This window comes from Tropicimonas sp. IMCC6043, assembly GCF_004146235.1.
Taxonomy (GTDB): Bacteria; Pseudomonadota; Alphaproteobacteria; order Rhodobacterales; family Rhodobacteraceae; genus Tropicimonas.
The window spans coordinates 328280-352752 of record NZ_SELO01000003.1 but is presented as its reverse complement, the minus strand read 5'-3'; the positions used below and the strand labels follow the sequence as shown (position 1 = coordinate 352752).

The 24473-nt window shown below is 64.9% G+C and carries 25 protein-coding genes and 1 pseudogene; 10 read left to right on the top strand and 16 right to left on the bottom strand.

Annotated elements, in window-relative coordinates:
* The first annotated feature begins 36 nt into the window (after positions 1 to 36).
* The 7 genes from EU800_RS05950 (at position 37) to EU800_RS05920 (ending at position 7410) form a co-directional block, all read left to right on the top strand.
* On the top strand, positions 37 to 1182 hold the full coding sequence (locus tag EU800_RS05950) for a transporter substrate-binding domain-containing protein (protein WP_242500409.1): 1146 nt from the start codon (positions 37 to 39) through the stop codon (positions 1180 to 1182).
* On the top strand, positions 1179 to 1811 hold the full coding sequence (locus EU800_RS05945; protein WP_129629552.1) for an ANTAR domain-containing response regulator: 633 nt from the start codon (positions 1179 to 1181) through the stop codon (positions 1809 to 1811). Before EU800_RS05950 ends, EU800_RS05945 begins: the two co-directional genes overlap by 4 nt.
* Before the next feature lie 178 nt (positions 1812 to 1989).
* Positions 1990 to 2832: a nitrilase family protein gene (locus EU800_RS05940; RefSeq protein ID WP_129629550.1), complete on the top strand. Its 843-nt coding sequence runs from the start codon at positions 1990 to 1992 to the stop codon at positions 2830 to 2832.
* A gap of 56 nt (positions 2833 to 2888) precedes the next feature.
* On the top strand, positions 2889 to 4040 hold the full coding sequence (locus EU800_RS05935) for a substrate-binding protein (RefSeq protein WP_129629548.1): 1152 nt from the start codon (positions 2889 to 2891) through the stop codon (positions 4038 to 4040).
* Positions 4041 to 4090: 50 nt separating this feature from the next.
* The gene (locus tag EU800_RS05930) at positions 4091 to 4924 is read left to right on the top strand and encodes a branched-chain amino acid ABC transporter permease (RefSeq protein WP_129629546.1); all 834 of its coding nucleotides are present in this window, start codon (positions 4091 to 4093) and stop codon (positions 4922 to 4924) included.
* Entirely contained in the window at positions 4917 to 6695 is a 1779-nt protein-coding gene (locus tag EU800_RS05925; protein ID WP_242500408.1) for an ATP-binding cassette domain-containing protein, read from the top strand. The genes EU800_RS05930 and EU800_RS05925 overlap by 8 nt, the downstream gene beginning before the upstream one ends.
* A complete protein-coding gene (locus EU800_RS05920; protein ID WP_207209859.1) occupies positions 6688 to 7410 on the top strand; it encodes an ABC transporter ATP-binding protein in 723 nt (240 codons plus the stop codon). The genes EU800_RS05925 and EU800_RS05920 overlap by 8 nt, the downstream gene beginning before the upstream one ends.
* A gap of 346 nt (positions 7411 to 7756) precedes the next feature.
* Here the strand turns inward: EU800_RS05920 and EU800_RS05915 are convergent, their stop codons facing one another.
* The 3 genes from EU800_RS05915 to EU800_RS05905 all read right to left on the bottom strand — a co-directional run bounded on the left by EU800_RS05915 (position 7757) and on the right by EU800_RS05905 (position 9149).
* Entirely contained in the window at positions 7757 to 8122 is a 366-nt protein-coding gene (locus tag EU800_RS05915; protein WP_129629540.1) for a rhodanese-like domain-containing protein, read from the bottom strand.
* Between the two features lie 28 nt (positions 8123 to 8150).
* On the bottom strand, positions 8151 to 8522 hold the full coding sequence (locus tag EU800_RS05910; protein ID WP_129629538.1) for a DsrE family protein: 372 nt from the start codon (positions 8520 to 8522) through the stop codon (positions 8151 to 8153).
* 81 nt (positions 8523 to 8603) lie between these two features.
* Positions 8604 to 9149 carry a YgjV family protein gene (locus tag EU800_RS05905; RefSeq protein WP_129629535.1) on the bottom strand — a complete coding sequence of 182 codons (546 nt, stop codon included), beginning with the start codon at positions 9147 to 9149 and terminating at the stop codon, positions 8604 to 8606.
* Between the two features lie 199 nt (positions 9150 to 9348).
* Between EU800_RS05905 and EU800_RS05900 the strand changes: the two genes are divergently transcribed.
* Positions 9349 to 9978, top strand: coding sequence for a TetR/AcrR family transcriptional regulator (locus EU800_RS05900; RefSeq protein WP_165354575.1), 630 nt, complete (start codon positions 9349 to 9351; stop codon positions 9976 to 9978).
* Between the two features lie 142 nt (positions 9979 to 10120).
* Here EU800_RS05900 and EU800_RS05895 read toward each other — a convergent pair whose 3' ends face one another.
* From EU800_RS05895 to EU800_RS26725, 11 genes and pseudogenes are all read right to left on the bottom strand, one after another.
* Positions 10121 to 10360: a hypothetical protein gene (locus EU800_RS05895; protein ID WP_129629531.1), complete on the bottom strand. Its 240-nt coding sequence runs from the start codon at positions 10358 to 10360 to the stop codon at positions 10121 to 10123.
* A gap of 240 nt (positions 10361 to 10600) precedes the next feature.
* On the bottom strand, positions 10601 to 12052 hold the full coding sequence (locus tag EU800_RS05890) for a sensor histidine kinase (RefSeq protein ID WP_129629529.1): 1452 nt from the start codon (positions 12050 to 12052) through the stop codon (positions 10601 to 10603).
* Between the two features lie 26 nt (positions 12053 to 12078).
* Positions 12079 to 13134, bottom strand: coding sequence for an adenylate/guanylate cyclase domain-containing protein (locus EU800_RS05885; protein WP_129629527.1), 1056 nt, complete (start codon positions 13132 to 13134; stop codon positions 12079 to 12081).
* 1 nt (position 13135) lies between these two features.
* On the bottom strand, positions 13136 to 13495 hold the full coding sequence (locus EU800_RS05880) for a group 1 truncated hemoglobin (RefSeq protein ID WP_129629525.1): 360 nt from the start codon (positions 13493 to 13495) through the stop codon (positions 13136 to 13138).
* 129 nt (positions 13496 to 13624) lie between these two features.
* Positions 13625 to 14800 (bottom strand): NAD(P)/FAD-dependent oxidoreductase, encoded by a 1176-nt coding sequence (locus tag EU800_RS05875; protein ID WP_129629523.1) that lies wholly within the window; start codon positions 14798 to 14800, stop codon positions 13625 to 13627.
* A 15-nt stretch (positions 14801 to 14815) separates the two neighbouring features.
* Positions 14816 to 16066: an NAD(P)/FAD-dependent oxidoreductase gene (locus tag EU800_RS05870; protein ID WP_129629521.1), complete on the bottom strand. Its 1251-nt coding sequence runs from the start codon at positions 16064 to 16066 to the stop codon at positions 14816 to 14818.
* A gap of 17 nt (positions 16067 to 16083) precedes the next feature.
* Entirely contained in the window at positions 16084 to 16206 is a 123-nt protein-coding gene (locus EU800_RS27890) for a hypothetical protein (RefSeq protein WP_256369753.1), read from the bottom strand.
* Between the two features lie 225 nt (positions 16207 to 16431).
* Positions 16432 to 17010: an OsmC family protein gene (locus EU800_RS05865; protein WP_129629519.1), complete on the bottom strand. Its 579-nt coding sequence runs from the start codon at positions 17008 to 17010 to the stop codon at positions 16432 to 16434.
* A gap of 236 nt (positions 17011 to 17246) precedes the next feature.
* Positions 17247 to 17585 (bottom strand): glutaredoxin domain-containing protein, encoded by a 339-nt coding sequence (locus EU800_RS27495; protein WP_256369757.1) that lies wholly within the window; start codon positions 17583 to 17585, stop codon positions 17247 to 17249.
* A gap of 105 nt (positions 17586 to 17690) precedes the next feature.
* Positions 17691 to 18728, bottom strand: a pseudogene (gene cysK / locus EU800_RS05860) (cysteine synthase A); the annotation flags it as partial.
* A 34-nt stretch (positions 18729 to 18762) separates the two neighbouring features.
* Positions 18763 to 18936, bottom strand: a complete 174-nt coding sequence (locus EU800_RS26725; protein ID WP_165354574.1) for a hypothetical protein — start codon at positions 18934 to 18936, stop codon at positions 18763 to 18765.
* Between the two features lie 274 nt (positions 18937 to 19210).
* On the opposite strand from EU800_RS26725, the gene EU800_RS05855 reads away from it, so the two are divergent.
* Both EU800_RS05855 and EU800_RS05850 read left to right on the top strand, forming a co-directional pair.
* Positions 19211 to 21424 carry an ATP-binding protein gene (locus tag EU800_RS05855; RefSeq protein ID WP_129629515.1) on the top strand — a complete coding sequence of 738 codons (2214 nt, stop codon included), beginning with the start codon at positions 19211 to 19213 and terminating at the stop codon, positions 21422 to 21424.
* Positions 21421 to 22143: a response regulator gene (locus tag EU800_RS05850; RefSeq protein WP_129629513.1), complete on the top strand. Its 723-nt coding sequence runs from the start codon at positions 21421 to 21423 to the stop codon at positions 22141 to 22143. The genes EU800_RS05855 and EU800_RS05850 overlap by 4 nt, the downstream gene beginning before the upstream one ends.
* 369 nt (positions 22144 to 22512) lie before the next feature.
* On the opposite strand, the gene EU800_RS05845 is transcribed toward EU800_RS05850, so the two are convergent.
* Positions 22513 to 23247 carry an ATP-binding cassette domain-containing protein gene (locus EU800_RS05845; protein WP_129629511.1) on the bottom strand — a complete coding sequence of 245 codons (735 nt, stop codon included), beginning with the start codon at positions 23245 to 23247 and terminating at the stop codon, positions 22513 to 22515.
* On the bottom strand, positions 23244 to 24461 hold the full coding sequence (locus tag EU800_RS05840; protein ID WP_129629509.1) for an alanine racemase: 1218 nt from the start codon (positions 24459 to 24461) through the stop codon (positions 23244 to 23246). The genes EU800_RS05845 and EU800_RS05840 overlap by 4 nt, the downstream gene beginning before the upstream one ends.
* Between the last annotated feature and the right edge of the window lie 12 nt (positions 24462 to 24473).

Below are 24473 nucleotides of genomic sequence, written 5' to 3'. Positions count from 1 at the left end.
CGAGGGCATGTGTTCCGTATCCAGGATGGTGGCAGGGTGCCGCGGAAGCAGGATCCGTTGAAGGTCGGCGTGTTGTTCTCGAGGAGCGGCACGACTTTCGTGACCGAGCAGGAACATATTGCCGGCACCATGCTGGCGATCGACGAGATCAACAAGGCTGGCGGCGTTTGCGGGCACGAATTGGTGCCAGTCGGCTACGACCCCGGCGCGTCCAATGACGCGTATCGGGCTCTGACGCGACGCATGCTTGCCGAGGACGAAATCGATGTGATCTTCGGCTGTTCCATGTCGGCGAGTCGGAAGGCGGTGCTGTCGATCGTGGAACGGCACAATGGCCTGCTGTTCTATCCCTCAATGTACGAGGGGTTCGAATACAGCGAAAACCTCGTCTATGCCGGTGCGACCGCCAACCAGCTCTGCCCGCCACTCGCCGATTACCTGCTGGAGCGGCACGGGGGGCGGATCTTCCTCGCGGGATGCGACTACATCTTCCCGCGTGAATCGAACCGGGTGATGCGCGACCTGATCGAGGCCAAGGGCGGCGACATCGTCGGTGAGCGTTACATTCCTCTTGGAGCCTCTCCCGCGATCGTCGCGGAGGTGGTCGAGGAAATCCGGCAGACAGCGCCCGACGCGATCTTCTCGACCGTCATCGGCACGGCCGCCCACGCGTTCTATGCCCGATATGATGCGGCCGGCATCGACCGCGCGACCTGTCCGGTTGCCAGCCTGACGATGGCGGAATCCGAAGTCGCGCATATCGGGCCGGAAAGATGTGACGGGCACATTCTTGCATCGACCTACTTTCAGACGATCGACAGGCCAGAGAACTCGGAATTCGTTGCCGCGTTCAAGGCGCGCTACGGCGCGACGGCAACGACCAGCATCTATTCCGAACCGGCCTACCTGCAGGTGCATCTTTTTGCGCGGGCGCTGGAGAGGGTCGGCACGGTCGATCCGCGACGGATCGCGCTCGACGTGCTGGGCGACGAATTCGAGGCGCCCGAAGGGCCGGTCTGCGTGGATCCCGACACGCGCCACCTTTGGCTCACACCGCGCATCGGGGTGGCGCGCAGGGACGGGCTCTTCGACATCGTCTGGGAGGGCGGTGCGCTGATCCGGCCCGATCCCTACCTTGCCAATACCTGGTTCGAGGAACCGTCACTTCGGGAGTGGTCATGAAAGGTGCGCGCCGGATACTGGACGAGCTGCGGCGAGCGCGGGTGTTGCTGATCCTGCCGCAGGACGAGGAGGGCAAGCTGCTGCACGACCACCTGCGCCGGCTTGGCTGCGAAGTGCGGGTGGCCTGGCCCCCGCCGCGCGTCTTTCCCGAGGAGATCGACACTGTCTTCGTCGGGGTCGATGATGTTTCGCTCACCGAGATTGCGCCGATCCTCGACGAGCAGGACGTCGCGATCGTCGCCGTCGTCACCTACGAAAGCCCGACAACACTGCAGGCGATCTACGATCTCAACGCGCACGGCGTCATGAGCCGCCCGCTGCGTCCTCTCGGCATCCTGACCCAGTTCACGCTCGCGCGGTACCGACGACGCCACGAGAAGCGGCTGGCGGCGAAGGTGCAGAAACTGGAAGACACGCTGAAGGGCCGGCGGCTGGTCGATCGCGCGGTGCGCCTGCTGGTCGACGAACAGGGCATGGGCGAGGAAGATGCCTACCGGTTGCTGCGCGAGCAGGCCACGGCCGAGCGGGTGGCGCTCGCCACCATCGCCGAGGAGATCGTGGCCGCACATGAGACCATGGCGCGGCTGGGCCTTGGGCGGCGGCCGGTTTCAAAACCGACCAATATTTGACGCGATTTCGGGCCGGACTGCCGAAAAGCTTGACTTGAACGGAGTCCGGCCCTGTGCCAGCCTCTAGGTCAGGAGCAGGATTGCTCAGCGGCAGGGTTGCCGCATCACATCCCGGCTAGGTAGCCCCCGGCATGCGGTCAGCGCCGCAGCGGGGGCTTTTTGCGTTTTGGAGACAGAAATGACCCGACCCGCCGGCAGTGCGCCATACACGGTAGCCTGCATCCAGTTCGAACCGCATATCGGTGCGCGAGAGGCAAATCTCGACGCGATGGAGGCGCGGATCCGCGTGGCCCAGTCGAAGGGCGCGTCGCTGGTCGTGCTGCCCGAACTGGCCGACAGCGGATATGTCTTTGAGGGCCCCGAGGAACTGGCCGCGCTCGCCGCCCCTGTGCCAGACGGAGAAACTGCGCGGCGGCTCTGTGCGCTTGCCGAGGAGTTGGGCATCCACATCGTCTCCGGCGTTGCCGAGGCGGCAGAGGGGCGCTTCTACAATTCCGCCATGCTGTGTGGCCCGGACGGCTATATCGGCGGCTACCGAAAGCTACACCTCTGGGACCGCGAAACGCTCATTTTCACGCCAGGCGATCTGGGGTTGCCCGTCTTCGACACGCCGCTCGGGCGGATCGGCATGGCGATCTGTTATGACGGCTGGTTTCCCGAAACCTTCCGGCTGCTCGCGGATGCCGGGGCAGAGGTTGTCTGCATACCGACCAACTGGGTCCCGATGCCGGGGCAGCACCCGAAGGACTCGGCAATGTCCAACGTCCTTCACATGGCCGCGGCGCATTGCAATGGCCTCTACATTGCCTGTGCCGACCGCGTGGGCACGGAACGCGGCCAGCCGTTCATCGGCCAGAGCCTGATTGTCGACCCGGGCGGTTTCGCCGTCGCCGGCCCGGCCGGATGGCAGGAGGAGGCGATCCTTTATGCCGAGATCGACCCGGCCACCGTCGCGTCGACCCGTCAGCTCAACGAGCACAACAACATCCTGGGAGACCGCCGGACCGACCTCTACGGCTAAACGGCACCTCCCGCCACGACAGCACTCCCAACCAAACAACAGCGAGGAACAGACAGATGAAACTCAAATCCCTTGCGGCCATCCTGGCCAGCACCTTCATTGCCGGCGCCGCGATGGCGCAGGAAGGCGACCCGATCAAGATCGGCGTGCCGGTAGGCCTTTCAGGCGCCAACAGCGTCGTCGCGCCATCGGTCGTGCAGGCAGCAGAGCTTGCCGTCGACGAGATCAACGCCGCGGGCGGGCTTCTTGGCCGGCCCCTCGAACTCGTGGTCGCCGATGACGGTTCGGGGGCCGTGGGGGCACAGAAAGCCTTCGACAGCCTCGTCTTTCGCGACGAGGTCGACGTTCTGATCTCGATGGAGACCAGCGCGGCCCGCAACGCTGGCCTGCCCATCGTGAGCAAGGGCGGGGTGCCCTACATCTACACCTCGTTCTATGAGGGCCGGTCCTGCAATCCGTATCTCTTCGTCAATGCCTGGGTGCCGGAACAGCAGGTTCCGCCGATCGTCGACTACCTGAACGAACAGGGGATCACGAAATTCTTCCTCGTCGGCAGCGACTACGCCTTCGGTCGCGGGATGCTCGAGTTCGCCCGCGGTTACATCGGCGAGACCGGCGGAGAAGTCATGGGCGAGGAATACCTGCCCATGGACGGCACCGACTGGACCGCGATCATCTCGCAGCTCAAGAGTTCGGGCGCCGAGGCGCTGATCACTTCGACGGCCGGCGGCGCGCCCAACGTGACGCTGACCAAGCAGCTTCGCGGTGCAGGAGTCGAACTCCCCTACGCGAACCTTGCCGTGGACGAAGGCACGGCCCAGAGCATGGGCGGCGAGGCCGCCGGGATCCTGATCTCGGCCTCCTACGTGACCGGTATCGACAGCCCCGAGAACAAGGCGTTCATGGAGGCGATCAAGGCGAAGTTCGGAGAGGAGGCGCGCACGCCGAACGATCTCTCGGTGCCGCAATACGAGGGCGTCTATCTCTACAAGGCGGCCGTCGAGAAGGCCGGCTCAACCAACCCGAAGGCGGTTCTGGAGGCGCTGGGCGAGGTCTCCTTCACCGGACCGCGCGGCACGATCTCGATGTCCAAACAGCACCACGCGCCGCTGACGATGTATCTCGGTCAGGTGCAGGACGACGGCTCCGTTACTGTCGTGGAGTCGTTCGAGAACGTCGATCCGGGCGATCAATGCCCCGATCTCTGATCTGATCTCTGGAGGGGCCGCACCGGCCCCTCCGCCAGCGGGAGACCCCGATGACCCTCTTTCTCGACATCCTGACGACGGCCGCGGTGCTCTTCATCGTCGCCACGGGGCTGCTGACGATCTTCGGCGTCCTGAAAATCGTCAACTTTGCCCATGGCGCTTGGCTGACAGTGGGGGCCTATTGCGCCGTTGCGGTCGGAAATGCCGGGCTGAACCCCTGGTTGGCCCTGCCGGTCGCCTTTGTGGTCGGTGGCACTCTGGGCGGGCTGACAGAAAGGTTCATCGTGCGCCCGCTCTATTCGCGCCCGCTCGATGCCATCCTGGCGACCTGGGGTTTGGGGATCGTCGTCGGGCAGCTCATCACGCTCGGGTTCGGCCGCGACGTGCAGTTCACGCCGAGCCTCCTTTCAGGCACCGCCGACATCCTGGGAAGCTCCTATTCGATCTATCGCCTTTTTGCGCTCGCCGCCGCCATCGCGATCGGTCTTGCCTTCACCTTCCTGATGGAAGGTACACGCCTCGGGCTTTCGGCCCGGGCCGTTATCATGAACGAGACCCTCGCCCGCGCGCTCGGCCTCGACACCAAAAAAATCCGGGCCGTCACCTTCATGATCGGGTGCGGGCTTGCCGCGCTGGCCGGCGTGCTGCTGACCCCGCTCACGAGCGTCGATCCCACAATGGGCGTCACCTGGCTCGTGGGGTCTTTCATGCTGGTGATGGTCGCCGGCGAGTCCTTCGCCGCACTCGGCATTGCATGCCTGGTGTTCGGCGGTGCGCAGGTGCTCGTCTCGACCTATGTCAGCCCGATCCTTGGCGGCATCACCGTCGCCGTCCTCGCCGCACTGGTCCTGCGCGTCTCACCGAAAGGGCTCTCCCGTGCCTGATACCGCCCTTTCCACGACGCCGCCGGTGGCGCGGCGCGTTCGCCTCCTGGTTCTCCTCGGAGCGGCGGCGGCGCTGCTCGTCCTCCTGGGGCCGCTGGTGCTCGACCGGTTTGCCCTGAACGTGCTGACGCGCGCGATGATCTTCGCCATCCTCGCCATTACGGTCGACATTCTCTGGGGCTTCACCGGGATCCTGACTTTCGGACAGGCCGCCTTCTTTGGCGTCGGCGCCTACGCAACGGCCATGGTGCTGACCCATGTCGGCGATTCGCCTGCGATGATCGCGCTCGGGCTCGTCCTGTCCATATTGCTGCCGGTGATCCTCGGGGGTGCCATCGGCTGGCTGACCTTCTACTACGGATCCTCCGCTTTCTACGCCACGGTGATCTCGCTGGTCGTGCCGATCGTCGTCACACAGGTCATCTATTCCGGCGGCACCTGGACGGGATCGAGTTCCGGTCTCGTGGGCTATTTCGGTCTGAACCTGGGGCTGGAAGGGTTCTTTCGGCTGGCCGGGATTGCCCTTGTCGCAGTTGCTGTCGCCGCGCTCGTCTTCGTCCGTTCCGACGCCGGGCGTGTGCTGACTGCGATCCGCAACAACGAGGCGCGCTGCGCCTATCTCGGGATCGATACCCAGAAGATCAAGATCGCGCTCACGGCCGTGCTCGGCGGTGTCGCGGGGCTCGCCGGCTTCCTTTATGCCAACGCCTCCGGTGTCGTCGCGCCCGAGAATGCCGGCTTCGTCTTCGGCACCGAACTCGTCGTCTGGACGGCCCTCGGAGGTCGGGGCACCATCCTCGGGCCGGTGCTCGGCACGATCGGCATCGGCTATCTCAGCGCCCAGCTCTCGGGAGACCTGCCGTTCCTGTGGCAGCTGGTCATTGGCACGCTCTTCGTGGTGATGATCATCTTCATGCCGAACGGGCTCGCGGCGCTGGTCACCGGGCTCGGATCGCAGCGGCAGAAGGCGGCCCCGGCGCCGGCACTCGAACGTGTCGGCCGGACGCACGCGCTGGCGTCGGGCGACGCGCCGCTGCTCGAAGTCGAGAAGCTCGAGAAATCCTATGGCAGCCAGAAGGTGCTCGAGGATGTCACGCTCACGGTGCGCCCCGGCGAGTTGGTCAGCCTTGTCGGGCCGAACGGTGCCGGCAAGACGACCCTGATGCGCTGCCTCTCCGATGGCAAGGTGGCGTCGGGCGGCGTGGTTCGCCTCCACGGGCACAGCATCGCGGGAATGGTGCCGAACCAGATCGTCGGATGCGGCATTGGCCGGAAGTTCCAGGTGGCGAGCGTATTCGAGAGCCTGACCGTCGCCGAATGCTTGCGCATGGCACGTACCGTGATCGACACGCCCAGCTTCACCAAGGCGTCCGAGACTCTTTCTCTGCCGCAACCGGCCATTGAGATCCTTCGACTGACCGGGCTCGATCACCATCTGAGCGGGCAGGTGTCGCTGCTCTCGCACGGGCAGAAACAGAGCCTTGAACTCGCGATGGTGCTGGCGCTCGAGCCGGAACTTATCCTGCTCGACGAGCCGACCGCCGGCCTGACCAAGGCGGAACGCACGATGATCGGCGAGGTGCTGCAGAAGCTGACGACGGAACTCGGTCTTGCTGCGATCCTCGTCGAGCACGACCTCGACTTTGTCCGCGACATCTCGAGCCGCATTGTCGTGCTGCACCAGGGCCGTCTCGTTCTCGACGGGACGGTCGACGAAGTGGTCAATGACGATCTGGTCAAGAAGATCTACTCGGGAGGCGGCCATGGATAAGGCTGTCACGGACACGGGCGTCAAGCTCGCGCTCGAGCATGTCACGTCGGGCTACGGCGCCGTCGCGATCATCCGGGACCTGACGCTCGATATCAGGCGCGGCGAGATCTTTGCCCTGATGGGCAAGAACGGGATGGGCAAGACCACGCTACTCAAGACGATCCTCGGCCTGATCGCGATGAAAGACGGAACGATCCGGTTCGACGGTGCCGAGATCACCGGCGCCGAGCCGAAGGCGCTTGTCGAGGCAGGCGTGGCCTACGCTCCGCAAGACCAGCCGTTGTTTCAGGACCTGTCGATCCGTGACAACCTTCGCCTGGCGCTTCCCGCCGACCGGCACCTTGCCGCGGGGCTTGAGCATGTCTGCCAGCACTTCCCGTTCCTGAAGGACAGGCTGGCGCAGAAGGCGGGCACGCTTTCGGGGGGCGAGCAGAAGATGCTCATCATCGCCCGCGCCCTGATGACCGGGCCGAACCTGCTGCTGATCGACGAGATATCCGAGGGCCTGCAGCCAACCGTCGTCGCCCGGATCGCGGCGGCGTTGAAGGCGGAGCGGAGTGAAAACGGCACCACGATCCTGCTGGTCGAGCAGAATCTCGATTTTGCGCTCGGGATCGCCGACCGCTGGGCTTTGCTGAAGCTCGGCAGCATCGATGACGCAGGGACCGTCGGTGCCGGAACGCATCAACAGGTGCTCAGCCACCTTCAGATATGATCGTCCGCTTTCAAGGCGAAGAGTTTAATCCGGGCAGGGTCGCGGCAAGCTGGCTTGCGTCCGGACAGGAGGCGAACGGCGTCATCCGGATGGGGAGACGAGCCCCGGTCACATGCCTCGCATCCCGCCGGCAGATCATTTGCTTGACGGTCATGCTCTTGGGCATGGTTCAGACGCAGGTCCATTGACCGTTCGGAGACGTGCTCGAATTGGTTTGTCACCTCCAATTCACTCCAACGAACCGATCGCACCATCAAGCCGTGGGATCAAAAACCTCGAGCGGCACCGCCTCGGTCGGGGCGATGCCGCTTGATTGACGCTGCCGGGATGCTTGGCGCGCTAGCATTTACCTGATCGTGGGCAGGCCGGCCTCAAGCCAGGCCTGTGTGCCGCCATCGACCCAGCTCACACGGGCGAAGCCCAGCTCTGCGAAAGCTGCCGCCGCGCGCGAGGCCATCGGGCCGGCCTGACAGGTCGTGACGACGTGGAGCGAGCGGTCGGCAAAGGCCGCCGGGAGCTTGCCCGCTTCGATGTCCCGCATGGAAATCAGACGGGCGCCGGGAATCCTGCCCGTGGTCTTTTCGATCGCTTCGAGCGGGCGCGGATCGACGAATTCCACGCCGGCGCGGCCATGAACGCCGTGCGCCTCGCTGACGGTGATTGCTCTCGCGGTGGAGTTCTCGACGATTCCGGTATTGCTGCAGGAAGTCATTGGGTCTTCTCCTTTTCTGTCGGTCGGATCAGAAGCTCAGGGTTGCGGCGCCATCCAGGATCAGCGCGTGGAGCGCGGGGGAGCCCACGACCTGAACGCCGTCGATGAAGTCGCTCTCGGCATAGCCGCGCACCTTTGCACAGGGCGGGCAGACCAGGATGCGGCCGCCACCTGCCTGGAACTTGTCGATCAGTTCCTTCAGCGGCGGGTCGAACGGGTTCATGTGCACATTGTCGGCCGCGCCCTTGCGGACGACGTCGACACCCGCGCTGACCATGAACAGCGTTACCTGCTGCCCGGAGGCGATGCCGGTATTTGCGATCGTGAAGGCGACGGTTGCGCGCTCGTCGTCGAGGCCGCGCGAAACGACGATTGCCAGTTTCTTGGTTTGATCTTCCATTTTCTTCTCCTTTGGTGAGGTTGGTTTGGTGAGTTCGGGTGAGAGTCCGGACAGTCCCCGGTCCGGTCGGGATTGGGTTGTTCAGGCGGTGACCGCGCCGGCCCGACGATCCCGCCGCTCACGGCGGAACGCGGTGAAGGCGATGGCGAAGGTCACGAAGGCTCCGGCGAGGCAGGGCCAGGCGCCGACCATCACGTCGTGCATTGCGCCAAAGGGCGAGGCGGTGAGCTGGATCCGGCGCATCTGCAGCGTGTCGGCCTGCAAGCGGCCGATCATGACCAGGCAGCAGGCGGCCACCGCGAAGAGCGTCGGCAGCCCGGAATAGGTCAGCACGCCGATGCCCAGCACGAAGGGCAGGAACACGTAGCCCATACGCGCCAGCCAGGGGCGACCCCCGGCCAGCAGGGCGAGGGTGGTCTGGATCGCGCCGGTCAGGCAGACGGCGGTCGCCGTGTCCTGACCCATCAACGCGTAGCTGGTGGCGTAGGAACAGCTCGCACCCAGCTGGATCGTCAGGATCCGTTCGCGGGTTCGGAAGAACGGCCAGACCAGCTGCGCCGCGAGCCCGGCCGCGCCGAACATCGTTGCCGGCGGGATCTCGGTCACATGTGCAATCAGGGTGGTCATGTCTCGCTCCGTCAGTTACAGACCGTTTGGTTTGTTCTATACATACCGTTTGGTCTGTTTTCGGGATAGGCAGAGCGTGGTTTCATTGGTTTCAGGCACGCGGATGGCCGAAACACAATTGAAACGTTATGTTTTTGGGTGGATCTTGGGCGTCTTCTGCTGTAGATTAACAGACCAAATGGAATGTAAAGAGGTGATCATGAGCCGGAAAGGCGACCTGTCGAAGGAACGGATACTGAAGGCGACGAAGGCGCTCGTGATGCGCAAGGGCTTCGCCGGCACTTCCGTCGACGACATCCTTCGGGAGGCAGGCGTCTCAAAGGGGGCGTTCTTCCACCATTTCCGGTCGAAGGCCGACCTGACCGAGCAGCTTATGCGCTGGTATGCCGACACGGATATCCGGATGTTCCGGGAGATCCTTGCCAGGGCGGAGGCGGCCCATGACGACCCGATGGACCAGCTCCTGCAGTTCCTGACGGATTTCGAGGTCTACCTCTCAGATCCGAAGCAGCCGCCGCGCGGCTGCATGTATGCGCTCTACACCTATGAGGACGACCACTTCGAGAACGACCTCAAGGAGTTCGTGGCGGAAACGCTGCAGACCTGGACGGCGATGTATATCCGCAAGTTCCAGGAAGTGATCGACCTTCATACGCCGGCCAAACCGGTCACGGCGAAGCGGCTCGCCGAAATGTTCGTCTCGGTGATCGAGGGCGGGCTGATCCTGCAAAGGGCCTATCAGGTGCCGGGCATGACCGCACGGCAATCCGAGCAGTTCCGGGATTACCTGGAGCTTCTGTTTCCTACGGCGACTCGCAAGGCGGCCTGAAACCGCGCCCTCCGGCGCGGGTCATTCGCGGATGCCTGAGAATCCGGTTGGCAGTCTGTGGCAGACCACAAACCGCCGCCGCCCGAATTGGGCGGCGGCGGTTGTCGTTCGTTGCATGAGTCCTGGCGTTTTGCGGCCACGCTCAGGGATAGGCCATTGCCCGAAGCCGGGTCAGGACCTCGCGGCTTTCGTCCGACATGCGGTCCTCGCGGGCATAGCCGATGTCCTTCAGCATATGCTCGTCGAGGTGACGGACGTCGCGGGCCTTCGGACCGCGCCGGGCGGGGCCGGGATCGCCCAACTGGACCGTCATGGCCGACTTGAACGCGCGCCATGCGACGGCGACTGCGGAGGCGGGGGATTGGGATGTAGATGCGAACATGGGGGTTGTCCTGTCGTGATGGTGGGTTTCGGGTGCGTTAGGGTCAATTCGTCGTGCCCCTTTGATGCGACCGTTATCCGCCGCCCCGGTTTCAATCGGATGTCCGTGCCCGGGGCATTGTGTTTCAATCTTTCGCGGACCGCCGGAGCAGACGGCATCAGAGCCGATGCGCATGTCGGCAACTGGACATGTGCGCATGCGGGAGGGCCGTGGCGGCACGTCACCGAGGCGCGAAAAACCTCAGGATGCGGCGACCGGCAGGTCGATCAGGAAACCTGCGCCGTTCTGCGCGGTCCGGTCCAGTTGAATGGTGCCGCCATGCGCCGAGATCACGCGATGGCAGAAGGCGAGCCCGACGCCGGTGCCCTTTCCCTTCGACTTGGTGGTGAAGAGAGGATCGAATATCCGCCCCCGGATCTCGGACGGAATGCCGGGTCCGTTGTCGCGGACCGTCATGCGGACAAGTCCGGAGCCCGTCACCCTGGCCGCGGATATCCGGATGCGATCTCCGACGCCTGCTTCGGCCATGGCCTGCTCGGCATTGGTCAGCAGGTTGAGGAGAACCTGCACGATCTGAACCTCGTCGACCGATACCGGCGGCAGGTCCGGCGGCAATGTGACCTCGATGGTCGTGCCGCTCCCGTCGGAATGGCTCTGATAGGCGTCGAGCGCCGTTTCCACCAGCTCCGACAGGCTTGCCGAGGAAAGCGTCAGTGGGCGTTCGCGCGCCATCGAAAGGAAGGTGCGCACGATCCGGACGCAGCGGTCGGCCGCCGCGCCAAGCTTCTCGACCCGCTTCCGGGCGCTCTCGCCCAGATCCTCCTCGCCCAGCATCGTGGCATTGCCGACGACGACAGAGAGCGGGTTGTTGAGCTCATGCGCGACGCTGGCGAGCAACTCACCGAGGGCCGACATCTTTTCCGACTGGAAGGCCAGGTCCTTCTGCCGCTCCAGCTCCGCCCGCAGCTCCAGCTCATTGGAGAGGTCGGTCATGTTGGCGACCACGACCTCTTCGCCGAGATAGTCGATCAGCCGCGCCGAGAGCGAGGCCGGGAACTCTGTGCCGTCCCGCCGCCGGCCGGTGACCCGCATGTCGTCCACCTGTGCGTCGGGCAAGAGGGCGGTGACGAAATCCGCCCGCTCCTCGATCCGCGCAAAGTGGTCGCGGCTGTTGCGGACCGCGCCGAGCAATTCGGTCGCCGCCGGCGTGCGATAAAGGATCTGGCCGTCGCCGATGCGGGACATCGTGAGGTTCGCCGGGCAGGCCTCAAGCACCTTGGACATCAGGAGCTCCGCCATGCGGTCGCTGTCGGCCCTTGCGCGCTGGTCGACCACCTCGGTCTGGATCATCGCGAAGCCGCCGTTCGACAGCGGCTTGAGGCGGATGAGAAAGGCGTCATCGTCGCCGGAAGCGTGTTCGACCGGCGCCGGCGCTGGCCGGCCCTGCGCGAGCATGTCCTCTGCAAGGCGGAGCGCCTGGCAGGTCTCGCGCACGAGGATATCGTGCCGCTCCGCCTCCAGGAGGAATATCTCCCAGGAGGATCCCCGGCGGATATATTCCCGGATGCCGCCATAGGCAGCGCGGAAACTCTCGTTGGTTGCCGCGATCATGCCGTCGGCGTCGAAGAAGGCGACGGCTTCTTGCAGGAGGTCGATCGCCTCCTGCACTCCGATCGTTTCGGGTGCCGTCACCGCGTCATGCTCCGCCGCGTCCACTGTCACGCTGGCCCGGTCGCAGTGGCCGGGTTCGATTCCTCAAGCAGGAACAGGTCTTCGCGCGGCTCGGGCTGCGCCTTCGCCGGCGCCAGCGGCGTGAGCGTGAAGCGCGAATCCAGCAGGTCGCGAATGCTCGGATGGGCCGCGACTGTCATGCCCTGTGCCCGCGTCCGGGTCCGTGTCGCCCGCTCAACGGCCGGCCCGAAGACATCGTAGATGTATTTCTGAACGCCGACCACGGAGCCGACGACCGGGCCCGAGGCGAGGCCGAGCCGGGCCTGCCAGCGGATCGGGTGGCTCTCGTTGCGGCGCGACAGGTAGCGCAGGAAGCGTACCGCCGCCTTGGCGACGGATTCGGCGTGGTCGAGCACCGGGTCCGGCACGCCGGAGACGGCGAAATAGCTGTCGCCATTGGTCCGCACCCGCTCGCAGCCGAACTGCTCGCCGATCCGGTCGAAGGCGGTGTAGATGTCGTTCAACTCGCTCACGATGACCGCCGGGTCGTTGGCCTCGAGGATGCGGTCGAAATTCTCGAAATCGAGCGTCAGGACGGAGACCGACTCGAAGATCCGCGGCGCCACGACGCCGAAGGACTTGTATTCCTCATAGGCCGAGCGCGGCATCATGTTCAGCAGGAGTTTCTCGACCTGCTCCTTCTCGCGTTTGATCTCGTGCGTGTTGCGCTCCACCATCATCGAATAGGAATCGATCATGGATTCCAGTTCTTTGATGCGGGTGATGTTCTGACAGACGAGCACCGCGATGCGCTCGCCGGCATTGCCCGCGCGGGTGAAGTCCATCGCCACGGTCATCCGCCGTCGCTTCAGCTTGAAGCTCGTCTCGGCCGTGAACTTCCCGCCGTCGGATAGCTCCGCGCCAAGCGCCTCGATGTCGAGCGTGGGGAAGAGGTCGGCCAACCGGGCGCTCGCCTCCGGCCCACCGAACCATTCCATGAACGTGTCGTTGCGAAAGCTCAGCTCCAGCGTTTCGAGGTCGAGCAGGGCGACACCGACGCCGATGGCGCGCAGGAGCTGTTCGTTGATGGCCTCGATCGTCATATCAAGCGTCGAGCAGCAGGCTGCGGCGCGCCTCGAATGCGGCGAGCACGGTTTCGATGTCCTCCGGCGCGACGTCGAACTCTTCCAATGTCTCCGCGATCAGATCCTTGAGCCGGTCGAAATGCAGCGGTTCGATGTCGAGGTTGTGGTGCGCGCGCTGGATATGAGTGTCGGTGAAGGAGGCAGGCCCCCCCATGAGGGTTGCGACGAACTTGGTCTGGTGGTCGATGAGGCGGGGCATGTCCACGTCATCGAAGAACGGGCCGACATCGTCATCGTCCAGCAGCTTGTCGTAGAGGCGCATGACGATCTTGCTGACGGTCGAGAACCCGCCGTATTTGTCGAAGAGGCTCTTTTCCAAGACAGTTCTCCCCCAATTATGTAAGCGGATGCGGGACTTTAGGAAACTTTTCCTGTTGTAACGTTTTTATCCTGCCACCGTCGGCCGATCCGCACAAGAAAATCGAATGGATTGAATGGCCGGGATCTGTCACGCGGCGAGGTCGGCCGGCGCAAACGTCTGCGCCATCCAGGTCTGTTCCTGTTTCATCGCATCGTTGAGGCGCTTGTGCAGGCGCGGGAGTGTTTCCAGCGTCCAGTCGAAGGAGGCGATGCGGTCGGTGACGTGGAACAGGTCCATCGAGAGCGCGTCGCGATCGCTTTGGTATCCGGCCAGTGCCGTATCGCTCCCCGCGACCACCGCACGGGCGAGGATCTCGGCGTCGCGCAGCGCGTCGGTGATCCCGTGCGCGGTGAGCGGGTCCTTGAAATAGCCGGCATCGCCGACCAGCGCCCAGCCAGGGCCGGTGCATTGCCGCATATGGCCATCGGCACCTGCAAAGAGGATCGGTTGCGTGGCCACCTCCGTTTCCGCAAGCATGGCGCCGAGCTCCCGGTTTGCCCGGGTCGCGAGCGTGGCGAGGAGGTCGTTTCGGGAAACGGCTTCCCGCGCCTTTCGGAAATCCTCGGCGGGCAGGGCGGCAAAGACGCAATGGGCGCCCGCGTTGGTCGGGATCGCGCCGGCCGAGGCGTTGGCATCGTAATACCAGCGGAAGCCGTCATCCGGGAGCCCGTCGACATAGGCATAGACACATCCTGTCTGGTGGCGGGACAAGTGGCGCACCGGCGCCTCGACCATCCGGGCGACGGAGGAACGGCGTCCGTCGGCACCGATGGTGATATCTGCGGATACGCTGTAGCTCCTTCCGCTCGTGGATTTCAGCTCCACGCCGATGACACGGCCGGTTTCCGGGTCGCGCTGGAGGCCGCGGAGCGCGGTTTCATAGCGGATCTCGGCCCCGGCGGCGCGGGCGGAGGCGACCAGTGCGGCGTCGAGAACCGTCCGGCGCGGCGCGAGGAGGAAATCGACGCCGTGGCTTGGGCGGATGTCTAGTGGGAGGGATTGCCCGCCGTAGTGGAAGGTGGTCTTGCGGACCTTCGGCGTGCCGGCGGCGAGGAGCCCATCCACGAGGCCCCAGCGTGTCAGCTGCATCACCGCGCCGCGCATCAGAGCGTGGGTGGACATCGTGTCGGTGCCGGCGGCGTCCCTGTCAACGACCAGAACTTTCATCCCCGCGCGAGCGAGTAGCATCGCAGTGGCTGCGCCGGCACATCGGGCGCCGACGATCAGGGCGTCGAAATGGTCGGTTTGCTGGCGATTGGTCATTGTCTTTCTCCTGTTTCAGGCGGCGGCGCGGCCGGACCGGTCGAGATGCTGCGCGATCAGCGCGCCGATCTCGATCGCGTCCTGTCCGACGCCGTCGATGAAGGTTGAGTTGCGGCGCCGCATGAACGGCAGGCCGAGCGTGAAGAGGCCGGGGCAGGGGGTCACGCCGCCGGATTGAAGGATTTCGCCATGCCGGTCGAGCACCGGCACTTTCAGCCATGGGTAGTCGCGGCGGAACCCTGTCGCCCAGACGATGGAGCGGATCCCCCTTGCGCGCAGATCGAGCGCGGTATCGCCGGCGCGGTTGGGTGCAACGGCAGGTTCCGCCGGCACGGGCGGGGACGCCACGATGCCGTAGCTATTGATGAACGCGTCGACGCGCGCGAGGGTGCGGTTGCGACGGGTCTCGGCGGCGGCCATGTCGGCGGCGAGCGTGCCGGCGAAATGCGCGGCGGTGCCGTCAAGCCCGGCAAGCCGGCCGGTCACCCGCACGCCCAGCCGCGCCAGCGTCATCAGGTCGATGTCGCGCGGTGGCGTGCTGCCGACAAGTTGCAGCGATGGCTGGCGCAGCGCCTGTGCGCCGGGCACGCTCGGGTCGCGCGCCTCCGTCAGGCTGCCGCAGCGGTCCAGCCAGGCAAGGATGTCGCGCCCGCGATAGCGGCGCGGCAGCCGCGTGTGGGAGCCGGCGGCGAGGGTAACGGGGCGGCCGGAGCGGTGGATCTCTTCGGCCAGTTGCACGCCGGTGGCCGAGGCGCCGACCACCAGCACGCCGCCGTTCGGAAGCTGCGCAGGGTGGACGTAGTCCGCGGTCGTCACCTGGGTGAGGCCGCCAGACGCGGCTCTTGCGAAACCCGGCACCGCCGGGCGGTCGCAGGCGCCTGTGGCGATGACGACGGACCGGGCGGTCCACGTGCCGTTTTGCGTCGCGACCATGTAGCCGCGCGCGGTCTCGCGCAGCGACCTGACCGCGGCGAATTCCTCGACCGGCGCGGTAAAGGAGCGGGCGTAGCGGCTCAGCATGCCGATCAACTCGTCCTTGTGCATGAAGCCTTCGGGGTCGCGGCCGTCGTATTGCCATCCGGGCAGGCGGGTCATCCAGTTGGGTGTCAGCAGGTGCAGCGAGGCCCAGCGTTCCGCCCGCCAGCGTTGGCCGATGGCGCCACGGTCGAGCACCACGTGGTCGATCCCGCGATCGGTCAGGCAGCGGCTCATGGCGAGCCCGGCCTGTCCGGCGCCGATGATCAGGACGTCTGTGTTGCGGGTCATGCGGGGCTCCGTGAGGGTCAGCCGGAGAGAAGTCCGGCGAGGAAGTTGTTGAAACGGCTTGTTTTGCGGGCGGTCGCCCGAGATGCGCTGCGCTGCATCTCGATCCGGGCGAGGTGATTGCTTTTGGTGAAGCGGGCCATGTCGACGTATGGCTCAGAGAATCCAGCCGTCGCGGCGGTCTGGCAGGATGGCCGGGATTCCGAGGACGCGACCGAGTGAGCGGGAGAGGCGCGATCCGGCCGAAGGTGCCGAGACACCGGCGCGTGCGACGGTGGGGCGGGAACGAGAGCGAGACGGCTTGGGAGACATCGGGAAATCCTTGGGGTTTAAGGGAAGCGGCGGGGAGACCCGCCGCTTCCGACCGGTCAGGCCTCGATCGCGACTTCGACGCGCGTGCCATTGGTGAGCATGTCGAAGACGGCGGAGCGGGCGACGGACTGCTGGACGACCTTCTCGAGCTGTTCGGCGGAGGCATCGCCCTTGATCTTCACGGTGGCCCGGATGCCCTGGTAGCCGTTCCGGACCTCGTCATTCAGGCCGAGGAGGCCCTGAAGGTCGATATCGCCCTCGACGATGGTCTCGACCGACTCGAGGTCGATCTGGCGAACCGACGCGATATTGCCGACACCGGCCGTCAGGCAGGCTGCGAGCGCTGAGAGAAGATACTCGACCGGGGTGGGGGCCTTGTCCGCGCCGCAAAGAACGGCGGGATGGTCACCCTCGATCACGAAATCCTTCTCGCGGCTCTGCTCCTCGCCGGCACCGAAATAGCCGTTGATGGCGGCGCGGCTGTGGGTGCCGCTGACCCATTCGCCCCTGGCGCGGAACTGGAACTTCGCGGCGGCGGGCATATCCTTCACCACGCCGATGGTGGCGAGAAGGGTGGGAACGTTGACGCCGTTCTTGGCGATCTTGGCGGGCCTTTCCAGGGTGGCGGTGTTCATCTGATTGGTATCCTGTGTGATGTTTTCGTTTGGGTTTGGCGGCCGGTCTCGACTGGCCATGACCGGAGTTCTAGGGGCCCTGCGTTTCAGTTTTCGGTCAGGAAAAGGGCCACCGTGTATCAAGTGTTTCGAATGAAGGTCGCGCCGTAACAGGCTGAAATCATAAAAAATCCCGCCGATTTTCTCGGCGGGATCGAGGCGGGCCCGGGAGAGGCCGTGGGAAGGATGATGTCTGCTCAGCGGGGGTGCAACCAACCGGGCAGGAAGGAATACGCATCGCGGGTCATATCTGCGTCGAAAGCCACCGAGACACTGTTCAGCGCCGCCTGCAGCTTCCCAGAGTTGAAGGCGTCAAAGGTCTCGGTTGCCCCGCCAATATGGCTTCCGGCGACGAATATCTGCGGAATGGTTGGCGCTCTGGTGATCTCGCGCAGGGCGGCCCGATAGCGCGTTCCCTTGTTGTCCTTCTGGAAGGCGGCCGAGTCGAGGTCGACGCTCAGATAGGGGATTCCGGCTTCGGCGAACATGTTGCGCACAGACCAGCTGAACTCGCACCATTCCAGCGCGAAGATCACGACCGGGTTGGAGGCGACGATCTCCTCGATCTCGGCGACGAGCGACGGCTCTGCCGCCGGCGCAGGCGCCGCTGCCGGGGCAGGGGCCGGCGCGGTCACGTCGAAGCGGTAGTTCGGCGTGGAGCGCGAGAGCGCGATCTCTTCCGCGGTCATCTCCTCGGGCACGTCGGCGAAGAGCGGCGTCGAGAGATACCGCTCGCCGGTATCGGGAAGCATGGCCAGGATCTTCGATCCTTTCGGCGCGGTCTTGGCGATTTCCAGAGCCGCGGCAAAGGTCGCTCCGGCGGAGGTGCCGCAGAAGATGCCCTCCTTCGCAGCCAGGTCGCGCGCGCATTGCAGCGCCGCCTCGCCCGGCACCGGGCAGAAGCTGTCAATATGACCGGCATCCAGCACCTGTTGCGCCAGTTGCGAGATGAAATCGGGCGACCAGCCCTGCATCAGGTGCGGGCGGAAATTCGGGTGGCTGCCGGTCGCGGCGCCGTCCGGGCCGAAGCTCTGGGCGATGCCGGAGTTGAGGAGTTGCGAATTGTCCGGTTCGGCGGCGACGATGCGGGTCCTGGGGCTACGCTTCTTCAGCACGCGGGCGACACCGTTCATCGTGCCGCCGGTGCCAAAGCCGGAGACCCAGTAGTCGAGCCCGTCCTCGCCGAAATCCTCTAGGATCTCGACCGCTGTGGTGCGGGCGTGGATCTCGGAATTCGCCGGGTTGTCGAACTGACGGGTCCAGAACCAGCCGTGCTGCTCGGCGAGTTCCTTGGCCTTGGCGACCATGCCGGACCCCTTTTCGGAGGCCGGCGTCAGCACGACCTTCGCGCCGAGAAAGCGCATCAGCTTGCGGCGCTCGACCGAGAAGCTCTCGGCCATGACCAGCACCAGCGGATAGCCCTTCTGTGCGCAGACCATGGCGAGGCCGATGCCGGTATTGCCTGAGGTCGCCTCGACCACGGTCTGGCCGGGCTTGAGCTCTCCGGCCTTCTCCGCCGCCTCGATCACGCCGAGCGCCAGTCGGTCCTTGACCGAGCCGAGCGGGTTGAACGCCTCGCATTTGACATAGAGTTCAACCCCTTCCGGGGCGATGTTGTTGATACGAACGACGGGCGTATTGCCGATCGTGTCGAGGATCGAGGATTTGATGCCGGGCATGGAAAAGGTCCTTATGGGGTGTCGGGAAGTCGGGTCAGCGGACCGCGGAGGTGAAGGATGACTCCGGCGGCGTGGCGATCCGGTGGGGTGTGCGGAAGTGGCGGCGGCCCATCGTCGGTGCGGCCACGCCGCGGCGGGGAAGGATCACGTCCATTGCCGCGTCGATCGTGTAGGCGCTTCGGGCGTCAATCTTGCTGTGGGCGGTCATGGGTGTTTCCCTTCCTCTTGGTATCCATCGACGATGGTGTCGTCTGTCGATGGCATCACACTGCGCCCCGTCCTTTGCGGTTTCATTTCCGTTTTCGGGCAGCTGTGTTTCGAAGGCTTCAGCCAGAGAACGCCAAGGTTTCTTTCCAGTTTGCTGAAATATATTGGTTTTTCAGGAAGGGCTGGCCGCGGGCGAATTTCGGTGCTGTTACAATTGAAACGTTTCGCACGCGCCGTGAAAACGCGCTGAAACAACCGGGGGCTACGTGAGAATCATGAACCAACACCGCGCGACTCCCAACACTCCTGATGACATTGATGGCGGCTTCTTCCGGGAGGCCATGGAGGCACTTTCCGATGGCGTCGCGGTGTTCGATGCCGACCGGCGCCTCGTCGCCTGGAACGAGCGTTTCGGCGAGATGATGGAACCGATCCGCGAACGGATCGTTCCCGGCCTTCGCTGGGAAGACATGCTGCAGGCCTGTGTCGCCAGCGGCGTTTACGCCGATGCCGCGGATCGGGAACGGGAATGGCAGGCGAATATCGGCAGCGACGCGACGGGGGAGATGGAGATTCCGCTGTCGGACGGTTCCGTCCATGGCGTCCGCTACAACCCGACCGAGTCGGGCGGTTTCGTTCAGGTCCGCCGGGACGTCACCGCCACGCGGCGTGACAGCCGCTCGCTTCAGGACAGCGAGGCGCTCCTGCGCAACATCCTCGACACCAACCCGATGCCGGTGATCATGGCGCGGCTGCGCGATGGTCGGATCGTCTATCGCTCTCCAACGGCACGGGCGCTCTTCGGCGACACGGTCTTCGCGCAGGAGCACTATATCTCGCCCGCCGACCGCGACGCCTATGTCCGCACCCTGCGCCGCGAAGGGACGGTCGATGCACAGCGCATGATGTTCCGCGTTGCCGACGGAACGCCGGTGCCGATGTCGATCAACGGGCGGCTGACACAGTATCGCGGGGAGGCCTGTGTCGTCTCAACGCTGGTCGACCTGCGACCGCATGCGGAACGCGAGGCCATCATCCGCAAGGTTGTGGAGCATTGCCCGGCCCCGATCCTGATGACCGAGGCGGAGAGTGGGCGGGTCTTGTTCCGAAGCCCCGAGATCGACCGTCTCTTCGGCACCAACGAGAACACGCATGAGTTCTACGTCGATCCGGCCGACCGCGCGGGTTTCCTCGAAGCGCTGCGCCGGGATGGCACCGTGAGCGATTACAAGGCACGTTTTCGCGGCGCAGACGGAGCGCCGTTCTGGGGCGCAATCTCGGCCCGAATGTTCGAATATGAAGGGCGCGACGTGATCGTGTCCTACTCTCGTGACCTCACTTCCCAACTGGCACAAGAGCTTGACCTGTCACAGCGACGGGAGCGAATGTTCCAGAATGACAAGCTCTCGGCTCTCGGTGGCATGCTCGCGAACGTGTCGCACGCGCTGAATAACCCGCTTTCGGTGGTTATTGGACATGCGCTGATGCTGCGAGAGGAGAGCGACGACCCCGAGGTAATCCGTCAGGCGACGCGGATCGGAACCGCCGCCGAGAGATGCAGCGACATCGTCAAGACATACTTGACGGTGTCGCGCCAGGAACCGGTGGAACTGGGCGCCGCGGATGTCAACGAGATCGTCACGACGGCGCTGGAGTTTACCCGCCAGGGCCTGGACGAGGCCGGTTACTCCGTCACCACGCGGCTGGCGGAGGACGTCCCGGCAGTCCGGGCCGATCCCGACCAGATGGCGCAGGTGGTCATCAACCTCATCGAGAATGCGCAGGCGGCATTTGCCGATACGGGGCGCGTCGGGAACATCACTGTGACGACCGGCAGCACGGCGTCCGGCTGCGTCCGAATCGTGGTTGAAGATGACGGGCCCGGCGTCTCGAAGGACATCGCCGGGAAGATCTTCGATCCCTTTTTCACGACGCGCGGCGTCGGCGACGGAAAGGGGATCGGCCTGACATGGTGTAATCGTGTCGTCCAGACCCACAATGGCCGGATCTCGCTCGACCCCGCCCACCGCCAGGGCGCGCGCTTCGTGATCGAGATTCCGGCGCTGGACCAAGTGGCCGATGAGGAGGGGGCGCAGGCGAAAGAGCGGCCCGCCGCCAGGATCCTCGTGGTCGATGACGAGGCCGACGTTGCGGACCTGAACGGCGAGGTGCTGGAACGCGTTGGCTATGACGTAACGGTAGCCTATTCTGGCACCGAAGCGGTTGACGCCATTTCACGTCAGCCCTTTGACTGCATCGTGAGCGACCTGAACATGCCCGATATCGACGGGCGGGGCGTTCTCGACCATATCAGGCGGGTTCGCGCGGACGCGGAGCCGAAAACGGGGTTCCTGACCGGGGACACGATGGGCCGGGCCTCGCAGGCGTTCCTGCGCGAAGCAGGCCGGCCCTATATCGAGAAGCCGGTCTCGCCACAGGAATTGCGGGATTTCGTCGCCGGAATTCTCGCCGAAGGAGGCAGGCGATGACGGAAGGTTCGAACCCAAGGATCCTGGTCTGCGACGACGAAACCGATCTTTGCGAGATGCTGTCGGAATATCTCGGCAAGCGGGGCTTCGATGTCGTTGCTGCCCATGACCCGTCCCAGATGCGAGCCAGGCTGGCGGAGGAGGACGTGGACCTGATCCTGCTCGACGTGAACATGCCGGGCGAGGACGGCCTGACAGCGCTGCGCACGCTGCGGGCTGACAGTCGGGTCCCCGTGGTGATGCTGACCGCGGCCGGAGAGACGATCGACCGGATTGTCGGCCTCGAGATGGGGGCCGACGACTACCTCGGAAAGCCGGTCGACCTGCGGGAACTGGAGGCACGTATCAAGGCAGTGCTGCGCCGGGCGCCGTCGCAGGTCGAGGCTCCGGTGGCGATACCCGAGGGCGGGCGCGCAACCGTGCCCTTCGGTCCGTTCACCCTCGATATCGACGCCGCCAAGCTCTTTCGCGAGAGTGGCGAGGAGGTGACGCTGACGGCGATGGAATTCCGCCTCCTCAAGCTATTCGCCGAGAACCGTGCGCGGGTGCTCAACCGGGACCAGATCCTCGAACAGGCGCATGACCGCTCCTGGGACCCGTTCGACCGGAGTATCGACATCCGCATTTCGCGGCTCAGACGAAAGATCGAGACCAACCCGCAGAAACCGAGCCTTATCCGAACGGTCCGCGGGATAGGCTACGTCTTTGACCCCGAATAGCGGCGGCGGCGGTCACCGTTGTGGATGATATCGCCGGCGCAGCGGTGGTTTGAACGGACGATGGTCGGCGTGAGGTGCGGTCGGCCTTTGCCGCAAGAACCTGGATTGAGATGGCGCAGGAAGCCGGGTGCGGTGCTCGATTGAATACTCGCGGCCCGCGCCCCATCAGATGGTTGTCGACCTCTCAACACGCATCCAATGGTTCGCGGCGCGAACTGACATTCTCTCAGCCAACGTCGTCATGAAAGCCTGCCGTAGACCCGACGAATAATCGCGTCCCATCCTTGCTGCCCGTCAGGTCGTCAGCAGCATCAGAACGCAGAACGATTGAGAAACCGCGGCTTCAACCAGATCGGGCCGGACTTCCATTCATTTTGAGACCCCCGTAATCATGGAAACGATCTCGTTCTTGTCCGTCTGTGACGTCTCGCGGATGCCGATCTGCTGACCGCGCCGCAGCACGCATATCCGGTCCGACAGGCGAAACACCTGATCGAGGCTGTGCGAGATGATGAAGATCGCGAGGTTGCGGGCCTTGAGCGTTTCGATGGTGGCTTCCACCCTCGCAGTTTCCGCTACGCCGAGCGCGGCGGTTGGTTCGTCGAGCAGGATGATTTTCTTCGCCCAATGCGTGGCGCGCGCGATGGCGACGCCTTGGCGCTGCCCGCCCGAAAGGTCGCGGATCGTGGCCGAGGCGGACGGTATCCGCACGTCGAGTTCCTTCACCAGCGTATCGGTCTCGGCAATCATCCTCTTTCGGTCGAGCAGCCGCAGCGGCCCTTTGACTGGCTCGCGGCCGAGGAAGAGGTTCATGTAGACGGTTTGCTGATCGGCGAGCGCCAGGTCCTGATACACCACCTCGATGCCCCGCTCGCGGGCAACGGAGGCATCGGGGAAATCGGCCGGCTGGCCGTCGAGCAGCATGTCGCCGGAGGTCGGCGTGTAGACGCCCGAGATCATCTTGATCAGGGTCGACTTGCCGGCGCCGTTGTCACCGACGAGGGCCACCACTTCGCCCGCATGGATATCGAGCGAGAAATCCTGAATGGCGGTGACACCACCGAAAGACTTGCGAATGTTCTTGAGTTGCAGGACGGGGGTCATCGCGTGGCCTTCCGGATATGGGGCCAAGGTTCCGCCTGGCCGAAGATGTTTTCGATCGAAACCACACGCGGCTGACCCTGCGACACGCCTTCGATACCGACGGAATAGGCCCGCGTCACAAATGCCTGGCCGCGGAACCCGAAGACGACCGTGTCCCCAGTCGAGGGCGGGCGCGCGCCCGATGCATCGATCATGCCATAGTAGTCGATCGCCGAGGGGGGAGGGATCTCGACGCTCCTGAGGTCGCTGACCTCGACGGTCGGCGACGGGGAGACGAGGGCCTTGATGTCGTAGTCCGGAAAGACCGGATCGACGTAAAGACCTCCGCCGAAGCAATAGGCGCGGCCGCCGTGCAGGTGGCTGACCTCGCTCAGGTAGAGCACAGCCGGGCGTTCCGGCAGGTCTTCCACCGCGTGCAGCGGCGTCGTTCCGTGCAGGCCGTTTCCGGGTTCGACCTGCGTGGCGCCGGCCGCTGCCAACGCCTCCAGCGTGACGAGCGACGTCGTTCCGGGGGCGTTGATCTCGAAATCCTCGAAGCCGGCCTGGCGCAGGGCGTCCGCCGTACGCTGCAATGTCGCGAGGTTTGGCGTGTGCCGGATCCGGCGGGTCTCGTGATCGTAGAGTTGCGCAGGGAAAGTGGTGATGCCGCCAAAGCGCGCACCGCGCAGATCGGTGATCCTACGCGCGGCAGCGACGGCCTCCTCGGCCGGGAAGCCTCCTTCGTGACCGCGATAGAAGGTATCGCCCGCGGTCTGGACCCGGGCGAGCAGCGACTGTTCCCGTCCGGCGGCATGGGCAGCATTGGCGGCCTCTGCTGCCTTTTCCTCGGAGAACACGGTCCAGAAATCGGGCGCAAGGTCGCGCGCAGCGACATCCGCTTCCGCACGCGGCACCTGGACGAGATGGCCCAGGTGACCGACCTTGAGGCCCGCGTTGTGGCAGGCGATCGCGCAGGCCATGTCGACGGCAACCGCGCGGTCGATGCCACCCGCCATCACGGCGCGGCAGAAACCGGAGTTGCGGCTCACCTGTTTGGTCATCGCCAGAACGGTCAGCCCCAGCCTGTCGGCCTCGGTCCGGATCAGGCGGGCGTTTTCGCGCACGGCATCCAGATCGAGGACGTAGGAGTTTGCCGGGATCTCTCCGTTCCTGTGCAGCGCCTGCGCGGCAAGGACGAACTCGGAATTGCGGCGACGAAGGACATCGAGAAACATGACTGGCTCCTT